The following is a 21,719-nucleotide window of genomic DNA, read 5'->3' as shown; positions in this document are numbered from 1 at the left end:
TATTAAATAATATATCTCTCATTAAAATAATAGGTAAGAGAATATGAGTGTTTATCAGCGTGGTACAATTCAAGCAAATGCCTCTTTGACATCAATGCTCCAGAGGTTTTCTGACATATTTATTATGTTTTTAGGGCTTTATCTGAGTTGTGCTATTTTTGACATGAGTTTTGATTTAACTAAAATGATCACTATCCTTATCGGTTTGGTAATTTTCCAAATGATAGGAGGTATCACCGATTTTTATCGTTCATGGCGTGGTGTTAGGGGGATGCTTGAAATTAAAGCTATCTTCATAAATTGGACGATTAGTTTTATTCTAAGCATGTTTATACTTTCAGTATTCAATATTTCAGATGGTGAGTATATTTTCCGTTTTAATTGGTATTGGATTGTGCTGATTGGATTAATTGCCGGGAGGTTTTGTATAAGGCTGGCATTGGCTTATTTGCGTAAAATAGGATATAACACGAGGAATGTTGCTATAATGGGTTCTTTACCGATCGGAATTCATTTGGCAGAAACACTGAATGAAGCCCATTGGATGGGGTTCAATGTTCTAGGTATTTATTCAGATGAAGTTATTCCCTCTTCTACGCACATCCCATTTTGCGGCGATCTTGCTACTTTAGTTAAAGATGCAGAACAGGGTAAGATCGACCGTATTTATATTGCGATGTCTATGTCTACGGAAATGAAAATACGCGAAACGGTTGCAAAGCTCACCGATACTAAATGTTCTGTTTTGCTGATTCCCGATATGTTCACATCAAATATCTTGCAGTCAAGACATGAAGAGATCAATGGAGTCCCGGTGATATCATTGTTTGATACACCCATGAGTGGTATTAATGCGGTCATTAAGCAGATAGAAGACCGTACTTTAGCTTTATTTATTCTATTGTTTATTTCGCCTGTGTTGTTGGCTATTGCTGTACTTGTTAAATTGACTTCGGAAGGACCTGTTATTTTTAAACAGCAACGCTATGGTATTGATGGCAAGGCAATTGAAGTTTGGAAGTTCCGCTCTATGAAAGTAATGGAAAATGGTAATTCGGTTATTCAGGCAAAAAAAGGCGATGCAAGAGTAACTAAGTTAGGGGCTTTTCTACGACGTACATCATTGGATGAATTACCTCAGTTTATCAATGTGCTAAAGGGTGATATGTCTATCGTTGGACCTCGTCCACATGCGGTGGCGCATAACGAGCAATATCGAAAGTTGATTAATGGTTACATGTTGCGGCACCGAATGAAGCCGGGGATCACCGGATGGGCTCAAATTAATGGCTGGCGCGGAGAAACAGATACGTTAGACAAAATGGAAAAGCGTGTCGAGTATGACCTTGAGTATATCCGTAACTGGTCTGTTTGGTTTGATATAAAGATAATATTTTTAACTGTATTCAAAGGTTTTGTTAATAAGGCAGCATATTGATAAGTCAAATTGCCAATATTTTTTGATAGTTGGCTGGCGTATGAAAAGGGGATGAAGCATTTCTGCCCATCCCCTTTTTAGTTGTAGAACTTATGCTATGGTTAGCTCAGACACTGGCGCGTTTACTACCCCATTCAGTGCAACCTGTGGTGCATAATGCAGCGTATCTAGTAGGTTCTGGTGGTTTTGATCCGTCAGATAGATTACTGAGTCGGCATTATCCAGAGTACCATTGTCATTGTTGTCAATAATCACGTAGGAATCAGCGTTGAGACCATCAAACACAACTGAAGCCACGCCGACTTTAGATGTCAGAGAGTTACTGTTATCCAACCCTAGGATCCCGCCGAGTAATCCAGCTGCAGAGCCAACAACACCGCCCAACAAGCTGCCCAGAATACCATCCAACAAGTCAGCTGAGCGCGTTCCATAATCAGCAACAGCGGTACCGGCTGTATCATTGGATATTTCTAAGCCTGACAATCCATCAATGATGTTATCTTTTGTGCTGCTGAAGTCGTTAATGGTTACACCAGCAGATGAGGTACTGGATTTCAGGTCGTAGGTGTTTGCACCCGCACCACCAGTAACGCTGGTGTTAGAAGCTATATCGAATGTATCCGCCGTACCGGTGCCAGTAACATTCAGTTGATAACCATTCAAACCTAGCGCTGTTAGCACTGGTGTCAACAAAGCAGTAGTAAGTGCACCTAATGGTAAGGCATTCAGTAATTGTACGATCAGACCATCACCCGTACCTCCGTGATCAGAATCAAGATTTAGGCCACCAGTATTGCTGGATGCATTGATGGTACGAACGTTGCTAAAACCGCTGGATAATGTCAAATCAAGCGTATGATCGCCTGTCACGTTAATAGTTTGTACTTGGGAGTTGGTTCCTACTAGCGACAGAGAATTATCAAAGTCACCGGTACCACCGGAGGCTATGTTTACCGTAGCAAGGGCGGTGCCCAACAACGCACTGCTGCTGCTGTTAAGGCTTATTGAACCAGCATTAATATCTGTATTACTCGTCGCGGTGAAGGAAATATCGAATTTGTTGGTAGCGTTCTGTACGAAGGTGAAGTCCAAATTGCTTGCGGTTGTAGCATCACCTGTGACTTCAAGTTGTGCTGCGCTACCACCTGCGGCGTTAATGACTTTAACCGCATCTGCCAAGCCAGACAGAACAAAGCCTTGGGTACCTAGTGCAGTAGGTACGTTAGCTTGTGTAATCGTACCGCCAGCGGTACCTTCAACTGTTGCGCTACCGTTCAGCAAACCGAAATCGAATGTATTTGCTGCGGTGGTCACTGCGGCGCCATTCAATGTGCCTACTGATTTACCAATATAGCCGGCCAAGTCAACTTTCTCAAAGCTGGTGAAATTATTGGCATTACTGGTGATTGTACTGCTACGGATACCAAGCACGTTTGAGGTCGTGGCGACTGATTTCGTAATAAAGTTAGCAGAAATAATATCGGTGCCCTGACCACCGTTACCACTAATGCCTGCGCCGACAGTGTTGGCGCCAGTTGTTGCATTGCCAGCCCATTTTAGCGTGTCATTACCCGCACCTAAGTTGAAATCAGCGGAACCGCCAGCGATGTTAGCTGCCGATGTTACTGTGGCGATATCGGCTCCAGAGCTACCGTTAAGAACCACGTTGCTGTTGTTGACCGTAATCGCTACACCGTCATTGACCCCGTTGTCCGATAAGTTAACCGTCGCCGCGCTGGTACCATTAATTGTAAGGTTATCCAGGTTATCGGCAAATTTAAGGTTAACATTACTGGCAGCATTGGCATCCAATATGACGTTAGTTAAAACGGCAGTTTCAGCATTACTCAATACATGGCTTGAACCGGTATTTACCGTGCCTGTTGCATTGCCGCCAACTGCAGTTGCCGTCAAACTGGCCGCTGTTTTATACAGTAGGCTGGTGCCGATATCTGCTTCAAATGCATGCTGTTGTGTAACGGTTGCATTATCTGTTGCTACAGAATTGCGCAGATCTTGAATGATCGCACTGGTGATTGCTTCTTTTGATCCGAGAGATGAATAAGCTGCTAACTGGGTTGTATCTGCTGCAATTCCGTTAACTGCGGTGAATACGTGTTGAATAAACGCGTCGCCAGTTAACTGTGCGCCTTTGTTTTGGAATTCAGCAGAAGCCAGCAGCTTTGCGTTAAGCGCGGTGAAACTTTTACCTGCGGCGAGTTCCTTACCCCATGTATCCAGCGCTCTGGCATCGATACCACGTTCTGGTACGGCAAGATAGATAGAGGCTGCTTGCTCTTGGAAATTCAAGTCAGGCAACTCGCCTGGCTGGTACACTTTGGTTGCCGCATTGAAATTAGTTTGCGCTGCAGTATCACCTGTAGCAACACTGCCACGGATGGCGGTAATGATATCGACCAACACATCACCGCGGCTTGAACCACCAGTCAATGCATTGACATACTGATCCACTTCAGTAGTGGTGGCGGCTCTGCTATAGGTATTTTGGAAAACAAAATTAACAAAATCGTCGTTTGAAAGGGCTTTGAGCGCTGTTGTCGACGTTGCAAAGGCATTTGCGACTTCAGAGAAGGTCTTACTACCGTTTGCTAAAACTGTTCCCCAATAATTAATCCCTGATTGAGCTTGGGATTTGCCAAGAGAATAATACAACGCCTGTACGTCAGCAGAACCTGCTGTCGCAGAGGTTTGTGTTACTGGGAACAAAATGGTATCAATGGTAGCTTCAAACGAAGCCTGCGTCGCTAAAGTGCCTTCATCAAATCCATTATAATTCAGCAAATCATCAACTAGTTTAGCTAATGCTGCAGAGGTTGTTCCCTCGGAAATCAATTCAGACAAAGGAGTTGCTGCCGGGGCTGAACCGTACACGCTAGTATAAACTTGGGTAATGATTTGTTCTAGAGTTTTACCCGAGAAACGTGCGCTTGCCTCACTGGAAGCTAAAAGTGATTCTGTTAATGTGATTAGTGTTTTACTTCCGCCTTCCAATTGTTGACCAAAGAAATCATAGGCGTCTGCGGTTGCATTTTTACCAATGACCGCAAAGTAAAGTGCTGCTGCCTTTTGCTGTGCTGCTAGAGAAGCCATAAATTACCCCTTGAGATACTGGTTAAATTATCCACTTAAAAATAAGAGGTGGAGACAAAAAATGTGCCTGAAAGTAGCACTCGGTAATGAGGGTCGTGTAAAAAAGTGAAAAATAGACCCAACAGTGTCTAATAAATAAAGAAGCTGTCCCTTAAAAAGTCAAGCTAGGCTGGTTTATATTTGCTTTTTTTGCAGGTAAAAAGAACAATGCATGAATAAATATAGTAATAACAGATAGATGTGTAAAATGCATAACTTCTGTGTTTTCATTGCTGATGAAATAATGACTGTTCTAATTTGTTGTGGTCTTTTTTACAAGCCAATATCTAAGTTTATGAAATTAAACTATTTTTAAGTTTTCGGGTTTTTTTTAAGATTTCATCTTGCCGAAAATCAGTGTGTTTGCCTATAGTTAGAAGAAAGCTAAGATAGCAAAAAATATACATGAAAACTTTCTATTGATTTTTGGTTTTCTGGTTTTATTCTGAAAATTTATCTTGTAATGATAAAAGTATTAGTAAGGAAGAAAAGTGAACCAATTCATACCGCGTAATGAGATTGCGGATGTTATTCGAACACGTAGTAAAGTTTTTTGGACCGTTGGCATATTCACTGCATTTATTAATTTATTGATGCTCGTCCCCTCCGTTTATATGTTGCAGGTTTATGACCGTGTACTTCCTTCGGGCAACGAAATTACCCTACTAATGTTAACGCTAATTATGCTAGGACTATTTAGCATGATGGGGTTATTAGAGTATGTTCGCAGCATGGTTGTCATCCGTATAGGAAGCCAATTGGATATGCGTTTAAATACGCGTGTTTATACCGCAGCCTATGAGGCGAATCTGAAAAATGGCTCATCCGATGCCGGTCAAATGTTGGGTGATTTAACGACATTACGTCAATTTCTAACGGGTAACGCATTATTTGCTTTTTTTGATGCGCCCTGGTTCCCGATATATTTGCTGGTAATCTTCCTGTTCAATCCGTGGTTAGGGTTATTCGCGTTAGTGGGGTCACTGCTGCTGATTGCACTCGCAATAATCAATGAAATGGTGTCGAAGAAACCACTAGGCGAAGCCAGTAAGCTATCGATCATGTCTGGAAACTTAGCGAGTACTAATTTACGCAATGCTGAAGTGATTGAAGCATTGGGCATGCTACCGAATTTAAAGCGTCGTTGGTTTGGCTTACATCAGAGGTTTCTGAATAGTCAACGTGTTGCCAGTGAACGTGCGGCGACGGTTACGTCCATCACCAAAGTGGTTCGTCTCTCGTTGCAATCTCTGGTGCTTGGGCTAGGGGGATGGTTGGCTATCGATGGGTTGATCACGCCAGGCATGATGATTGCGGGATCGATTCTGATGGGGCGCACGTTGGCACCGATTGAACAGGTGATTAACGTTTGGAAAAGTTGGAGCGCTGCCAAGCTGTCTTATGGCCGTTTGGTCAAGTTGTTAGATGAGCACCCGCAACGTGGCACAGGTATGTCGCTTCCACGGCCGGAAGGCATTTTGGCTGTTGAGGGGGTTACTGCTACGCCTCCTGGCTCTAAAGCTGATGCAGTCTTGCACAATGTCAGCTTTGCTTTGCTGCCGGGTGATGTATTGGGGATTATTGGTCCTAGCGCCTCAGGAAAATCTACGTTGGCACGTTTATTGGTTGGTATTTGGCCGGTCAGTGAAGGCATTGTTCGTTTGGATAACGCTGATATTTATCAATGGAACAAAGACGAACTGGGGCCGTTTATCGGTTACCTGCCGCAGGATATTGAATTATTCGCAGGTACCATCGCTGAGAATATTGCACGCTTCAACGATGTGGACTCTGAAAAGGTGATCGAAGCCGCCAAATTGGCCGGCGTACATGAACTGATTCTGCGTTTTCCTAAAGGTTATGATTCGATTATTGGTAACGGCGGTGCTGGCTTGTCCGGGGGGCAGAAGCAACGCATCGGGCTAGCTCGCGCATTGTATGGCGATCCTTCACTGATCGTGCTCGATGAGCCGAATTCAAACTTGGATGATGCCGGTGAGAAAGCGCTGAATCAGGCCATTCAATTCCTCAAGCAACGTAATAAAACCGTAATACTGATTACGCACCGCACTAATCTGCTGTCGATGACCAGCAAGTTGTTGCTGTTGACCAATGGTGTGGTCAATGCATTTGGTCCGACGCAACAGGTACTACAAGCGCTGGCGAATGCGCAAAAAGCCCAAGCCAGCCAACAAGCGGTGCGTGCAGTCAATACACCGACGGATGAAGGCAACTTCCCAAAAACTCAAACTAATTAGTTGTGAACTTGCCTGGCGGCACTGCGATGGCCGCCCGCAGTTAAAGGAGTTGGTATGTCTATGCAGATTGGCGAGCCGCAAGACTCGTATTCACAGCAGATTCCACAGGATGAAAAGCGTTTTACCCGTATGGGATGGTTGGTCGTTGGTATTGGGTTGTTTGGTTTCTTTGCCTGGGCTGCTTTTGCACCATTAGATAAAGGCGTGGCATCTCAGGGGTCGGTGATCGTTTCCGGGAACCGTAAAACTGTGCAGGCACCTGCCAGCGGCATAATCAAAAATATTTTGGTAAAAGAAGGGGACAAAGTAAAAGCAGGTGAGGTGCTGGTACAACTGAGCCAGGTTCAAGCCCAGGCTCAGGTGGATTCCCTGCGTGACCAATATTATACCACGCTGGCGACCGAAGGACGGTTGCTGGCGGAGCGAGATGGTCTCAGTGCTATTGCTTTCTCCCCGGTTTTAGAACAAGTTCAGACTCAGCCTCGTGTGGCGGAAATTATTGCGTTACAAAATCAGTTGTTCTCATCGAGGCGTCTTGGCTTGCAAAGTGAAATTGATGGTTATAAGCAATCGATGGAGGGGATGCGCTTTCAGTTAAAAGGTCTGCAAGACTCTAAAGCCAACAAGCGCATCCAGCTTTCTAGTCTGCGTGAGCAAATGAACAGCATGAAGCAATTGGCTGCGGAGGGATATTTGCCGCGTAACCGTTATTTGGAGGTTCAGCGTCAGTTTGCTGAGGTTAATGGCAGCATTGATGAAACGGTCGGGCGCATTGGTCAATTACAAAAGCAGTTATTGGAATCGCAACAGAGAATTGATCAACGTTTTGCCGATTATCAACGCGAGGTAAGAACCCAACTGGCGCAAACGCAGATGGACGCAAGTGAGTTTAGAAACAAATTGGAAATGGCCAATTTCGATCTTGGCAATACCGCCATCACGTCACCGGTCGATGGTAGCGTAGTGGGGTTGAGCATTTTTACTCAAGGGGGCGTCGTGGGAGCGGGTGACCACCTGATGGACGTGGTACCAAGTCAGGCTACGTTAGTGGTGGATGCGCGTCTAAGAGTCGATTTGATTGATAAAGTTTATCAGGGGTTACCTGTTGATCTGATGTTTACGGCTTTCAATCAAAATAAAACCCCAAAAGTTGCGGGCACAGTGACGCTGATTTCCGCTGACCGCTTGGTGGATAAAGCCAACGGTGAACCTTATTTTCAAATGCAGGTTACAGTCTCTCCCGAAGGCATGAAAATGCTCAATGCGGAAGAAATCAAGCCTGGCATGCCGGTTGAGGTGTTCGTCAAAACCGGTTCGCGTTCGCTGTTGAGTTATCTCTTTAAACCTATTTTGGATCGCGCTTATACTTCATTGGCAGAGGAATAATTTTGAATCGATTTAAGCGGCGGGCTGCTGGCCTGGTGGTCAGCTCCCTTATGTTTGCGGTGTCTGCGCCGGTTTATTCGATAGGTATTTTGGACGCATACTCGCTTGCACTGGATAAAGACCCCACCTTTCAGGCGGCGTTAAAAGAAAAAGAAGCCGGTGATGAAAATAAGAATATTGGTCGTGCAGGATTGCTGCCCAAAGTCGCGCTTAGCTATCAAAATGCGCCGAAAAACTGGCAAACGGTAAAGCAGCCGCAAAGCAATATCTTCACTGGCGAAACCATCCAAACAACCAATAGTCAGCAGTATCGGAGTTATTCCGGCTCTGTGACGTTGACTCAGCCATTGTTTGATTATGCCGCCTATGCCCGTTATAAAGCGGGCGTGGCGCAAACGCTGATGTCTGATGAGCGTTATCGTGCCAAGTTTATGGATTTAGCTGTGCGGGTAGTGGGTGCTTATGTTGAAGTGGCCTATGCTAAAGATCAGATTGCATTAGCACAGGCACAAAAAACGGCCTATAAGGAGCAGCTAGCGTTAAACGATCGTTTACTAGCCGCTGGAGAAGGTACGGTGACCGATCTCTCAGAAACCCAGGCTCGTTATAGCTTAGCTGAAGCGCAAGAAATAGAGGCGCGCGATACCTTAGATGCAGCACAGCGTGAGCTGGAAGTGATCATCGGTATGCCGCTAAATCAGTTTGATGAGTTACAGATTTTGCGACCGGGTAAATTTGAGGTTGTACCACTCATCCCTTCCAAGTTCGAGGAATGGCAAAAAATCGCCATAAAAAATAATCCTGAACTTGCGGCCTCGCGCCACGGTGTTGATGCGGCAAAGTATGATGTAGAACGTAATCGCGCCGGTTTCATGCCTCAGGTGCAACTTTATGCAAGCCATTCAGAAAACGATTCTAGCAGTGATAACACTGTCAACCAGAAGTACCGTACTGACAGCATCGGAGTGCAGGTTAGTATGCCGATATATTCAGGCGGTGGTGTAGCAGCTTCAACTCGACAAGCTGCTGCGCGCTACGGGCAAGCGATGTATGAGATGGATGCGCAGGTTGGTTCTACAATTAATGAGTTGCGCAAACAGTTTAATCTATGTGTGAGTAGCCGTGCTAAACTTGCGGCCTATGAATTAGCGGTTAAATCGGCGACCACTCAGGTAGAAGCCACGCGCAAAAGTGTGCTTGCCGGACAGCGTGTTAACGTTGATGTGCTGAATGCGGAACAGCAGCTTTACAGTGCGCAGCGTGACTTGGCTTCGGCTAAATATACCTACATCAAATCCTGGATTTCGTTGCTAAGTGATTCGGGTACTCTGGATGAAAATGACGTGAAGCGAGTTGCACAGTACTTTACCTCTTTGAGATGAACATTAAATCATCGACACTTCCCTACTCCCTGAGTATTAATCTGAAAGAGCAGCAGTTCGCTGCTCTTTTGACGTTCAATACGTTATGTTAGAAAGCTTATGTAAGTTACACATTTTCCGTAATCTTTACAGATTGTTAGTTTTTTTCTGAAATCGAGGAAGCATGGAGCAACTGGAGTTATGGAACAGGTTAATTATCAACTTGATTTATAAGGTTTTTACTTGAGATTTTTATGACAATACAATGAGATCTCATGTTTATAGAATGAACAACTCAGTACAAAGGGTAATTTAATGCCTAAGCTAATTCCTGTGATTATGGCTGGCGGAACAGGCAGTCGTCTTTGGCCTATGTCACGTGAGTCTTTTCCCAAGCAGTTTTTATCTATTGATGATAGTGGGTTAAGCTTGCTGCAGCAAACGTTACAGCGCTTGGCTGGTTTGAAGGGTATTGCTGCGCCTTTGGTGATTTGCAATGAAAATCATCGTTTTCTGGTTGCCGAGCAACTACGTGAGATCGATCAACTCGCCACCAATATCATTCTTGAGCCTGTAGGGCGTAATACGGCACCAGCTGTAGCCCTCGCCGCACATTTAGCCGCCGAGGAGGAGCCTGGCAGCATGCTGCTGGTGTTGGCTGCAGATCATCTCATTAAGAAAGTGGATAACTTTCATGACGCGATCACTAGCGCCATGCAATTCGCAGCGCAGGAACAGTTGGTTACGTTCGGCATTATTCCGCAGCATCCAGAAACGGGGTATGGATATATCAAACGGGGTGCCGCCCTATCCGATGATTGCTTCAAAGTCGATTCTTTTGTTGAAAAACCAAGCCTTGATAAAGCCGTTGAATATCTCGAGTCGAGTGAGTACAGCTGGAATAGCGGCATGTTTATGTTTAAGACCGCTAAGTTTTTGTCGGAGCTGAAACGCTTCAGTCCTGAAATTTTTGCTGCCACTTACCAGTCTGTCACAGAAAGTAAGCGTGATATGAACTTTATCAGGGTTGAGCAAGATACGTTCAAAGATTGCCCTAGTGATTCCATTGATTATGCCGTAATGGAAAAGACCCAGGATGCGGTTGTTATTCCGATCGACGCTGGCTGGAGTGATGTTGGATCCTGGTCTTCACTTTGGGATGTCTCTGAAAAAGATCATCTTGGCAACGTTTACAGGGGAGAAATCATCTCGATCGACTCTAGCAACAATTACATTTCCTCCCATTCTGCTCTGGTTGCCACCATTGGTTTAGATAATCTGATCGTGATCAATACGAATGATGCTCTATTGATCTCAACGAAAGATAAAGTACAGGATGTTAAGAAAGTGGTTAATGAGTTGAAGTTGCGTAATCTTCACCATTTCCGTCAGCATTCTTCCTCTTATCGACCATGGGGCAATATTTCAGATGTTGATAGTGGCCCTCGTTATCAAGTTAAAAAAATTATCGTCCGTCCTGGCCAAGGATTATCGGTACAGCGTCATGTGCATCGTGCCGAACATTGGGTTGTTGTTAGAGGGACGGCCAAGGTCAACGTTGATGAACGTGAGTTTTACCTCTCCGAAAACCAGTCAACTTTCATACCTGCGGGGAGTGTGCATACATTAGAAAACCCCGGAAAGATAGATCTGGAGATGATTGAAGTTAGGTCTGGCTCTTATCTTGAAGAAGATGATATTGAACGATTGCATGACCGGTATGGACGGATTTGATGGTGGATAAGTTGACGTGTTTTAAGGCATATGACGTACGTGGGAAACTGGGTACTGAGTTAAATGACGATGTAGCTTATCGTATTGGCCGTGCTTATGGCGAATTTCTAAAACCCAAGACAATCGTGTTGGGGAGTGATGTGCGGCTGACTAGCGAAAGCTTGAAACTGGCGTTGGCGAAAGGATTGCAAGACGCGGGTACGGACGTAATTGATATAGGTATGACGGGCACCGAAGAAGTCTATTTTGCCACATCCTATTTGCAGGCTGATGGTGGGGTAGAAGTGACTGCCAGTCATAACCCTATTGATTATAATGGTATGAAACTTGTTCGCGAAGATTCTCGCCCCATTAGCGGTGATACAGGATTACGCGATATCCAAGAGTTGGCTGAAAACAACTTGTTTGCGCCAGTGGCTTCTGTTCGTGGCAATTACATTCGCAAAGATGTGCTCGCTGAGTATGTACAGCATATTCTTTCATATATAACCATCAATAATTTTACGCCGCTGAAGTTGGTAATTAACTCGGGTAATGGTGCCGCGGGGCATGTGATTGACGCCATTGAGGCTCAGTTGAAAGCTCAGGATGCTCCTCTTGAGTTCATTAAGGTGCATCATAAGCCGGATGGCACATTTCCGAACGGTATTCCTAACCCACTTTTGCCAGATTGTCGTGCTGATACCGCCAATGCGGTGCGTGAGCATAAAGCAGATATGGGAATTGCCTTTGATGGTGATTTTGACCGTTGCTTCTTGTTTGATGAGCGTGGTGAATTTATTGAAGGCTACTATATTGTCGGTCTGTTGGCGGAGGCATTTTTGCAGAAGCAACCTGGTGCAAAAATCATTCACGACCCTCGGCTTAGCTGGAACACCGTTGATGTAGTGACCGCGTCCGGCGGCAAACCGGTAATGTCTAAAACCGGTCACGCATTTATTAAAGAGCGTATGCGTGCAGAGGATGCCATTTATGGTGGGGAAATGAGTGCCCATCACTATTTTCGTGATTTTGCCTATTGCGATAGTGGCATGATTCCCTGGCTATTGGTGGCTGAGCTGATTTGCGTGAAAGGTAACTCCTTAGGAGAGTTGGTTCGTGATCGTATTGCGGCCTATCCCTCCTCGGGAGAAATCAACATCATATTGACACAACCGATGGTAGCTATTGAGTTCGTGAAGCAACACTATCTTGCCTTAGGCGCTGAGGCGGATTATACCGATGGGATCAGTATGGCATTCCCTGATTGGCGGTTCAATTTGCGTACTTCCAATACTGAACCAGTTGTACGGCTTAATGTGGAGTCGCGGGGAAAACCAGAGTTGATGAATGAAAAAACCACGGAGATACTCAACCTGTTAAAGCAAGTGTAAGTCTATCGGGCCAGTTACAGGGGAGTCTCTGGCTCGTTAATATCTCACTAGTTCATTGAGGCTGCAAATAACTGGGGGAGGATCAGCTTTGATACTGACGAATATTTTTGAATTGGCGTTGTATTACATTTAGCCCACTCAATGCTGGCCTTTCTTGTTCTGGTTGCGAACTTAAGCATCGGTACTTGGCTATAAGAGCATATTCGGTAGTCTTAATCCTAAAAGGCCATTGTATTACCACGTTTGACTTGTATCACTCTACCAATAGTATAAAAATCTGTGACACATATTGTTAAAAACTTGCACTGTTCTCTTAGGACGGCATTTTAGTGACTCACGTAACTAACGTAGGTGAAGCCAGTTAACAGTCGAGCTTGGTGCTTATAGGCACCTTGTAAATGTAGATAGGTGCACGTTGGTAGCCTAAAAGCCAAGGGCGGTAGCGTGCGTGAACATCGCTATTGCATTGTTTGAGGCCTACATAGCCTCATTGACAATGGATATTGTCCTGTCTGACACTTTTCACGTAAGTCACTATACCCGCATGGAATATTATGCCAATATCATCGCACGCATTAGGTAAGATGCTGCATTTTCGCATAATATAATGTGTTGATGTTGACCCAAAATGGCTTTGAGGTTAGAGAAAGTGTCAATTCATAAATGGGCGAACGATGTCAGTAGCAGCATTGTAACGTATAGGCACTCAGTACTTGGTTGCTAAAGCGTTGTCTCCAGGCAAAACTGATGTAGAAAATAGATGGAGCAAGTCACCGCCGTATCCCACTTTCTGATGGGAAGGCAATCTGCCACATTGACTGCGATATGGCGTAAGGAGATAGTGGCTAGTCACGCTGCCGCTTTACAAATACATTGACTTTGAAAGTGATGATAACTTGATGAAAAGAAAACAGTTGAAAATGGTATCTCTTTTGATATCACTCAGCATTCTAAGTGGTTGTACGGTGTTTCCAGGCTCTCATCTTTCAACATCGGGAAAAGATGTGGTGAAGCAGGATGATGCGGACTTCAATATTGATAAGTTGGTTAATGTTTATCCAATGACGCCAAAGTTGCTGGATAGACTGCGTCCGCCAAAAGTAGTAGCTCAACCTAACAACCAACTGGATGCGGCGTTACAAAAATATGAGTACCGTATTGGTGTTGGTGATGTGCTGAATGTTACGATTTGGGATCACCCTGAGTTGACAACGCCAGCCGGACAATATCGTAGCGCTAGCGATACTGGCAACTGGGTTCATTCTGATGGCACTATTTTTTATCCTTATATTGGTCAGGTAAAAGTTGTTGGCAAGACGGTAACTCAAGTTCGTACTGAAATTTCCCGCCGCTTGGTTAAATATATTGAGAGTCCACAGGTCGATGTGAGCATTGCTGCATTTCGGTCGCAAAAGGCGTATGTTACTGGCGAAATAGTTAAGTCAGGGCAGCAGCCTATTACTAACGTGCCATTAACTGTTATGGATGCGATCAATGCTGCTGGTGGGCTTACGGAAAATGCGGACTGGCGTAATATTGTGCTTACGCATAATGGTCAGGAGCAGCGTATTTCGCTGCAAAAACTGATGCAAAATGGTGATCTGACTCAGAATCGCCTGCTATATCCTGGTGATATTCTTTATATACCACGTAACGATGATCTTAAGGTTTTTGTTATGGGTGAAGTTAAGTCACCAGCAACCTTAAAGATGGATCGCAGCGGGATGACGCTGACCGAAGCGTTAGGCAGTAGCCAGGGGATTTCTCAAACTGCAGCCGATGCAACTGGCATATTTGTCATAAGGCCGTTGCATGGTACCCAAGGTAGTAAGCTTGCAGATATTTATCAACTTGATATGTCTGATGCGACTGCATTGGTTATGGGGGCAGAGTTCCAGCTTCAACCGTATGATGTCGTCTATGTTACCGCGGCTCCTGTTGCTCGCTGGAACCGTTTGATTCTTCAGCTTGCGCCAACCATTGACAGCTTCAATAATTTGACAGAAGGTTCATTGCGTATTCGTAATTGGCCGTAGTAGGTTTTAATTATTGAAACGGCTGGTAAAATTTATCTAGCATTAGGGGCGGGCAGAACTTTTAAGTTCTGCTCGGCTGTTTATACACGTTGAATCATATCTACATTACTAATAATTTAATAGTCATAAAAATATTAAATTATTATGTATCGAACCTTCTTAAAAAAATCAAATAGCGACTATATGTGCTTTTGCTAGCCTATTGTGTTATAGCCTCATAGGGTAAACAGGCATTATGAATATATTGATTGTTAACACACTATATGCCCCTTTCAAAGTCGGTGGCGCAGAAGTCTCAGTTCAATTACTCGCTGAAAGGCTTGTCACTAGTGGGCATCAAGTTCGCGTTGTTTGTCTTCATGATGAAAAAGAGAGAAAACAAACCATAATAAATGGTGTTGAGGTCGTATATTTACACCTTAAGAATCTATACTGGCCTTTTTCTGATGTGAAAAAAGGTAAGTTTCAAAAGATCATCTGGCATCTTATTGATAGTTATAATCCTTTAATGAAAAAACCTTTAGAAAAGGAAATTGACGATTTTAAACCTGATGTTGTACATACAAATAATGTAAGTGGTTTCTCTGTTTCAGTATGGGATGCAGTAAAGAAAAAGAATATTCGGTTAGTGCATACGACACGTGATTATTATTTGTTTCACCATAATTGCACTTTATTTAAAGAAGGCATGAATATGGATGTTTCTTCGAATAAATTGAGGATGCTGTCTGCGATAAAACGGTGGAAAAGTAAGAATGTTGATTCTTTTGTTGGTATTAGTAAATATATATCTGAGCTTCATCGTTCTAATGGCTATGCACCGAGTTCGGTACACTCGCATATATATAATCCGATAAAAAGTTACGTGGTTGCTAACATCCCCGCGGAGGTTATCCGCATTGGATTTATTGGTCGTCTGACAGCGGATAAAGGGTTTGCAGAGTTTTGTGAAATTGCCAAGAGTACCACGCATGCTAAAGACGTAGTCTATTTTGCCGCGGGGCGGTTAGCCAATACCCATGAGGGTGAAAAACTTAAGGATATGGCAAAACAGGCGGGTGTAAACCTCGTAGGTTTTGTCCCTGCTGATGAATTCTTGGCGAGTATAGATATGCTCTTACTCCCGATTAAATGGAATGAGCCTTTTGGGCGGGTAGTAGCCGAAGGGGCATCAGCAGGTAAATATGTTTTTACATCGTTTTCCGGCGGTATCAAAGAGATTGCAGATTTTTACGAGAATGTGTTTGAATTGGACGAATTTACGTTAGAGCGAGTTCGCGAACTTAAAAAGCAAGAACCATTATTGCCCGCAAAGAACCCATTTGATGTCATGGTGTTAGCAGATTCCTATCAAAAAATTTACCAAGGTTAAATACGTTTAGTACCAGTTGTGTAACATGTTATATCGTTTAAATTGTGTTTTGGTTGAGCTTATTGCGTTCATTTTCTTGTTGAAAACGGGAGGTTTCTATGAAAATCCGTATCGGTAAGCGAAAAAAAAAACCTCTGTTATCGTCCTTATCTAAAACTTTATTAACTGCTGGGTTGCTGGTGACGAGTTGTTTATCGTATGCTCAAGATTTTGAAGTAGGTATCAACGTTCATTTAAGAAAATATCCTAAACCAACCAATAATTATCTGTCGCTTATTGAGAAAGCCGGTTTTACTTCATATAGAGATGGGTTTCTATGGGGGATGATTGAACCGGAACCTGGAAAATTCAGTGTGATGGGCGATACTCTTAAAGAAGATAAAGCCTATCAGAATGGAAAGTCAAAATATAACTTGGATGGCTTGCTTGTTCTTGGTAATGGTAATGGGCGAGCGGGTTACACTGCGGATGGTGGTTATCCTAGAACGCCAGAAGCTATTGATGCTTTTGCTAAGTATGCTTATTGGACTGCGCGTCGTTTTAATGGGAAAGTAAAATACTACGAAGTTTGGAATGAATGGACGGTGAGAACAGGAATCCGCAATAAAGAAACTGTTCCTTCCCCGGAGGTTTATGCACTTTTAGTCAAGAAAACATCTGAAGCGGTTAAACGTGCAGATCCTAATGCTATTATTATGGCTGGCTCTTTAAATCCGTTAACGCCTAAAGGCCTTCATTGGTTTGATAGCCTTATGAAACTTGGAATTCTTGATAGTATTGATGGTATATCATTACACCCTTACTCTTATAAAGATAATGATTTAACCCTACGTAATCCTGAAGATAATCTAGCCGCGATAGATAAATTTGAGGCAAGGGTTAAAAAATTTAGTAATAGAACCGTTCCCATGTATATCACTGAAATCGGCGTGCCAACATATAATGGTGTTGGTGGAATGACGGATGATGAAGCCGCGCAATACGCGGTGAAATATACCATGCTGGCCAAGTCTCGTGATTATATTCGCGGTGTTTGGTGGTATGATTTAATTGATGATGGTGACAATCCAAGGATAAACGAGCATCGTTTTGGTTTTTATAATAGAAAGGAAGAACCGAAATCAGCTGCGTTGGCGTTTGGAAAAATAGCTCGTGTTGTAACAAGTTATAAAGTAAGTAACTATAATACCTCTTCTGAGGACGTTATCAGTATCACTTTGACTGATTCAATGAATAACCATGCGATGATATATTGGAAAAAAACGGCGGTTACTCAAGCCAAAAGCGATGATGGCGTGATAAAATCGTTGCTGAAGCGATTTATAGGTACGGAAAATCGTAATACGGCGATTCATCCTATAGAGGAAATGAATGCCAATGATTATGTATTGAAGGGGGGAACGCCGATTCTGGTTTTCTCCGATAAACCTATAAGTCAGAAAGATATTAAAGGCACCCAATAAAACGTTTGATGTGTAGAGCTAATTAGTAGAAGGGGCTAAAACCGCTTTTGAATTTTTTATTCATCATTAATATTATGATGGTTTTATTTTTTTATTAGGTGATAGATTAAATATGGGGATGCTTTCTCGAGCTTCTAAAAATAACTCGATATTGAATATGCTATGGCTTTCGGGGGATAGCATATTACGAATGGGGTTGGGTTTTATTCTTAATGTTTGGTTAGCCAGGTACATGGGACCCGATAAGTTTGGCATATTCAACTATGCCATGGCAATGATCGCAATTTATACCTCAGTTGCGTCATTGGGGATGAATGGTGTTGTCGTCAGAGAGCTAGTGCGTAATTCAGAATCTACTGACAGAATTATGGGAACCTCCTTTCTTCTTCAAGTATCTGGAAGTTTTCTAGCTGCATTGTTGGTTGTGCTAAGTACTATATTACTAAGGCCCGGTGAATGGGATATTTTACTCATAACGCTTGTAATGCTGCCATCTATTTTATTCAGATCAAGCGATATTATTAAGTATTGGTTTGAGTCAATTATAGCAGCAAAATACACCGTAATTGCACAGAATGTCGCATTCCTTATCAGTGCGGGCATTAAAATGTTGATCATGCTTCAGGGGGGCTCCTATGTCGCGATTGCGGCGACGGTAAGTTTGGAGGCGTTGCTTGTAGCCATTATTTTGATCTATCTTTATCGGCGTAAAACTAAGAATTACGCATGGTGTGTTGAGCGACAAGAGATTGGACGATTGCTTTCGCAAAGTTGGCCACTCATCATTTCAGGATTGGCGCTCATGTTATATATGCGCGTTGATCAAATAATGATCGGAAATATGATTAATAATACCTCAGTGGGTATATACTCAGTTGCGGTTAAAATGACAGAGGTTTGGTATTTCTTTCCCGTTGCTATAGTTTCCTCTCTATTTCCTAAAATAATAAAAGAAAAGGAAAAGTGTGAAAAAAGTTACAATAAAAAAATGCAATTTTTATATGACCTGATGGTTGCTACCGGTGTCGTTTTAGCGATTATTGTTACTTTATTGTCGGATTACATTATTGCTTTCTTCTATGGTGAACAGTATTTTGAGGCATCACGCCTAATAAAGATATATGCTTGGGTGAGCGTATTTTATTTTCTGAGCTCTGCTAGTGGGCGATGGTATATCAACGAAGGGTTGCAAAAATATGCTCTGAATAGAAATGTGTTGGGATTAGCTATAGGTATATTGCTAAATTATTTACTGATCCCAATCTATGGTGCTGAAGGTTCTGCTTATGCAACATTAATTGCTTATGGCTGTGCAGCTTATCTATTTGATATTTTGAGTCCAAAGACGAGAGTTGCGTTCTGGCAGAAAACTCGAGCATTATGGATCCCGAGTGCAATTTTAAGAATTAAAAACACTATTTCAAGGTAGTTATAAATGGAAACTCATTCTTCTGAACAACGTCAGGTTGTGTTATACGGTGCATTTGATCGATACAATTACGGTGATAATTTAATGCCGATCCTGTTGGAGATGTATTTAACTCAAAAACACCCAGATAAGATTAAAGATATAGAGTTTGTTTTCTCTTCGATTAAAAATAGCGATCTTACACATTATGACTGTAAACCTACGATTGCAATGAAAGATCTGTTAAACATCAAGGATGATTCGACGGTAATTGTCGTGGGAGGCGAGGTTCTTGGTGCTGATATCGGTATCTTATATATCCACGTACAAGATAACCCCTTGGCGGTGAAAGCACTGAGATTTATTCGTAGATTTTCTCCCAGCCTTTTGAAGGCGATTGCCAAAAGAAAATATGACTCTATCTGGGATTATCCGTATATTCCTAATAAAGAAGCATTCAAGAACAATGTTAAGGTTGTTTATAATACCGTTGGGGCTGTGCCTAATGCCTCACAGCGAAAAACTATTAGTCAGGCCGATTATATTTCTGTCCGAGATCAACGAACTTTCAATGCAGTCTCGAAGATATGTAATACACATTTAATACCTGACTCTGTATTAATGATGTCAGCACTTGTTGATGACAATTTTTTTGAAAAAAAAATTCGTAAAGAATTAATACATCAATTGGAAGGTAAGCGTTATATTTCGGTACAGGCTTGTCCTTATAAAGTACAGTTTAGTCCAAAAGAGCTGGCAGATGAACTAAGCCTTGTTAAGCGTGATTTTGGCCTGGATACAGTGTTACTGCCTATTGGTTATGCAAGTGGTCATGACGATGTCGTATTCCTTGAAAAGGTAAAAAATTGCTCTACTTCATCTCCTTTATTACTGAATGAGTTGAATGTTTGGGAAATTATGTACGTCATTGCGAAATCCAATGGTTTTTATGGTACCAGTCTACATGGCGTTATTACTGCGATGTCATTTGGTATCCCCCATTTTTGCATAAATAATGAAATAGAAAAACTAGTGTCGTTTTTGGAAACTTGGAGTGTTGCACCGTATTATTCACCTATTACCGTTCGCGAAATTTCATCCACAATTACTCTAACCACTGAAAAACAACGGGAAGAATTGAGCCTTGCTGTGGAAAAGGCACAGGAGATCATCTTTAAGAGTATAGATGAAGTTGCCTCAATCCTTTAATTATCATTATCTAGCCGCTCTGATTTTTAACGAGTGAGTGAAATGCTAATTTTAACTTTTAAATTATAGGATAAGGTGTGGATAAATATAACGCAATTGTAATTGTTGTTTATAATAAAAAAGTTTCCGAATCGACTACAATTAATACTCTTTCGAAATATGTTCTTAAAAACTCTGTTTTAGTTATTTATAATAATGGGCCAAAGGAAGTGGCCTTGGATAAAACTATAGAGAGTGAACTCCAAGAAAAATTCATGGGTGTAAAGGTTGTTAACAACCTTTCTAATTCACCATTGAGTATATTGTATAATGAATTTATCGCTGGTTATGCTGATGCCGATAAGTATGTGATTCTTGATGATGATTCAACTATTACAGACTCATTTATTAAGGCGCTGGATGATGACGATTATGATATTGAATTGCCAAAAATTATATCCAGAACAGATCAAGTAACCTATTATCCTATTTCTTCGGGGGAGGTTGTTTCCTTCGATGGTTTCTTGAAGACTCAAGGAACTTTTTCTATAGGCTCGGGTCTGATCATTAAGCGCAGCATGGTGGATATTTTCAATAAACATAAAATCACTCTTTTTGACGAAAATTTTGCCTTATATGGTGTTGATGTTAGCTTGTTTAGACGGATGTATAAATTAGATAAACAAGGTGAAAGCTTTAAAATAAGAACTAAAAGTAATATTCTTCACTCACTTTCTCGTGTGGAGGGAGAGGAATCCGCTTTTAGAAAGAAAGAAAGGTTGATTGATGTTGCCATTAGTACCAGACGATATCCGACCCTCAGAATGCATGTGCATTTATTTAAGAAGCTATTGATGAGTCTATTCGGTGGTGATTTTGCCGGTTTTTACGCGATTTTGAATGCCTATTGTTATGGCATGCATCCGAGGTGTCGCCCGCGTTAATATGCTCGCTGCCTTATCCTATCCTGCCAATCGACATGGCTTGCTGTAAAACTATGCTAGGCATGTTTTTTCGTACTTGATATCTTTGAGCAGGGTACCCCTTTTGTGATTTCAGCGTGCAACTTGGAATTAATTAGCTAAACATACGCGACACAGTGGGAGTTAATGGAAGGGCTATTAAATTAGTGGCATTTGGCGGTGGCTATCCAACTGAACATGACATATGGGGGCGTGATTACACTCATACCATGCATTTGGCTGATGGCTGTGGATCATTTAAAAGAGCCTAAGGGATTTAAAGCTTATAATCCGGGGGCAGGGAGGGCTATTCGGTGCTTGAGATACTTATAACGGTCGGATAGGTATCGGGGGGCACCATTACTTACCAGTTACGGCCACGCAGAAGAGCCGATTTGCCGGCATTCTTGGCAGTAGCCTAGCTTGCAAAAAAGTGATTGGCTGGACCACACATCGTGGCATCGAAAAAATGATGCGTGATACTTGGAACTGGCAAAGCAAGAATCCAAACGGTTATCGCAAGTAATGCTCTTGATGAAAACATCATTGGTCATGGCGAGCCTATGATATTTCGCGTAACATACAGAAAT

General features: G+C 42.6%; 13 protein-coding genes. 12 read left to right on the top strand and 1 reads right to left on the bottom strand.

Annotated elements, in window-relative coordinates:
- The first annotated feature begins 43 nt into the window (after window positions 1–43).
- A complete protein-coding gene (gene wcaJ, locus ACQKDS_RS18115) occupies window positions 44–1,438 on the top strand; it encodes an undecaprenyl-phosphate glucose phosphotransferase (protein WP_399673219.1) in 1,395 nt (464 codons plus the stop codon).
- 90 nt (window positions 1,439–1,528) lie between these two features.
- On the opposite strand, the gene ACQKDS_RS18110 is transcribed toward wcaJ, so the two are convergent.
- Window positions 1,529–4,549 carry a beta strand repeat-containing protein gene (locus tag ACQKDS_RS18110; RefSeq protein ID WP_399673216.1) on the bottom strand — a complete coding sequence of 1,007 codons (3,021 nt, stop codon included), beginning with the start codon at window positions 4,547–4,549 and terminating at the stop codon, window positions 1,529–1,531.
- A 530-nt stretch (window positions 4,550–5,079) separates the two neighbouring features.
- On the opposite strand from ACQKDS_RS18110, the gene ACQKDS_RS18105 reads away from it, so the two are divergent.
- The 11 genes from ACQKDS_RS18105 (at window position 5,080) to ACQKDS_RS18055 (ending at window position 21,111) form a co-directional block, all read left to right on the top strand.
- On the top strand, window positions 5,080–6,846 hold the full coding sequence (locus tag ACQKDS_RS18105; RefSeq protein WP_399673214.1) for a type I secretion system permease/ATPase: 1,767 nt from the start codon (window positions 5,080–5,082) through the stop codon (window positions 6,844–6,846).
- A 54-nt stretch (window positions 6,847–6,900) separates the two neighbouring features.
- Window positions 6,901–8,232, top strand: coding sequence for an HlyD family type I secretion periplasmic adaptor subunit (locus ACQKDS_RS18100; RefSeq protein ID WP_399673211.1), 1,332 nt, complete (start codon window positions 6,901–6,903; stop codon window positions 8,230–8,232).
- A 2-nt stretch (window positions 8,233–8,234) separates the two neighbouring features.
- Window positions 8,235–9,614, top strand: a complete 1,380-nt coding sequence (locus ACQKDS_RS18095; RefSeq protein ID WP_399673209.1) for a TolC family outer membrane protein — start codon at window positions 8,235–8,237, stop codon at window positions 9,612–9,614.
- Window positions 9,615–9,908: 294 nt separating this feature from the next.
- Window positions 9,909–11,327 carry a mannose-1-phosphate guanylyltransferase/mannose-6-phosphate isomerase gene (locus ACQKDS_RS18090; protein WP_399673206.1) on the top strand — a complete coding sequence of 473 codons (1,419 nt, stop codon included), beginning with the start codon at window positions 9,909–9,911 and terminating at the stop codon, window positions 11,325–11,327.
- A gap of 2 nt (window positions 11,328–11,329) precedes the next feature.
- Entirely contained in the window at window positions 11,330–12,700 is a 1,371-nt protein-coding gene (gene cpsG / locus ACQKDS_RS18085; protein WP_399673234.1) for a phosphomannomutase CpsG, read from the top strand.
- Window positions 12,701–13,599: 899 nt separating this feature from the next.
- Complete coding sequence (locus ACQKDS_RS18080) at window positions 13,600–14,736, top strand: polysaccharide export protein (protein WP_399673203.1); 1,137 nt, start codon at window positions 13,600–13,602, stop codon at window positions 14,734–14,736.
- A 235-nt stretch (window positions 14,737–14,971) separates the two neighbouring features.
- Window positions 14,972–16,108: a glycosyltransferase family 4 protein gene (locus tag ACQKDS_RS18075; RefSeq protein WP_399673200.1), complete on the top strand. Its 1,137-nt coding sequence runs from the start codon at window positions 14,972–14,974 to the stop codon at window positions 16,106–16,108.
- A gap of 98 nt (window positions 16,109–16,206) precedes the next feature.
- Window positions 16,207–17,571 carry a cellulase family glycosylhydrolase gene (locus tag ACQKDS_RS18070; protein ID WP_399673197.1) on the top strand — a complete coding sequence of 455 codons (1,365 nt, stop codon included), beginning with the start codon at window positions 16,207–16,209 and terminating at the stop codon, window positions 17,569–17,571.
- Window positions 17,572–17,683: 112 nt separating this feature from the next.
- Window positions 17,684–19,000 carry a flippase gene (locus ACQKDS_RS18065; protein ID WP_399673195.1) on the top strand — a complete coding sequence of 439 codons (1,317 nt, stop codon included), beginning with the start codon at window positions 17,684–17,686 and terminating at the stop codon, window positions 18,998–19,000.
- A 6-nt stretch (window positions 19,001–19,006) separates the two neighbouring features.
- Entirely contained in the window at window positions 19,007–20,188 is a 1,182-nt protein-coding gene (locus tag ACQKDS_RS18060; protein ID WP_399673192.1) for a polysaccharide pyruvyl transferase family protein, read from the top strand.
- Between the two features lie 77 nt (window positions 20,189–20,265).
- Window positions 20,266–21,111, top strand: a complete 846-nt coding sequence (locus ACQKDS_RS18055) for a glycosyltransferase family 2 protein (protein ID WP_399673188.1) — start codon at window positions 20,266–20,268, stop codon at window positions 21,109–21,111.
- The last annotated feature ends 608 nt before the right edge of the window (window positions 21,112–21,719 follow it).

The organism is Serratia sp. NPDC078593 (assembly GCF_050268245.1).
In the GTDB taxonomy this organism is placed as follows: Bacteria; Pseudomonadota; Gammaproteobacteria; order Enterobacterales; family Enterobacteriaceae; genus JBNNGK01.
This window is presented reverse-complemented; position numbering and strand designations above follow the sequence as displayed.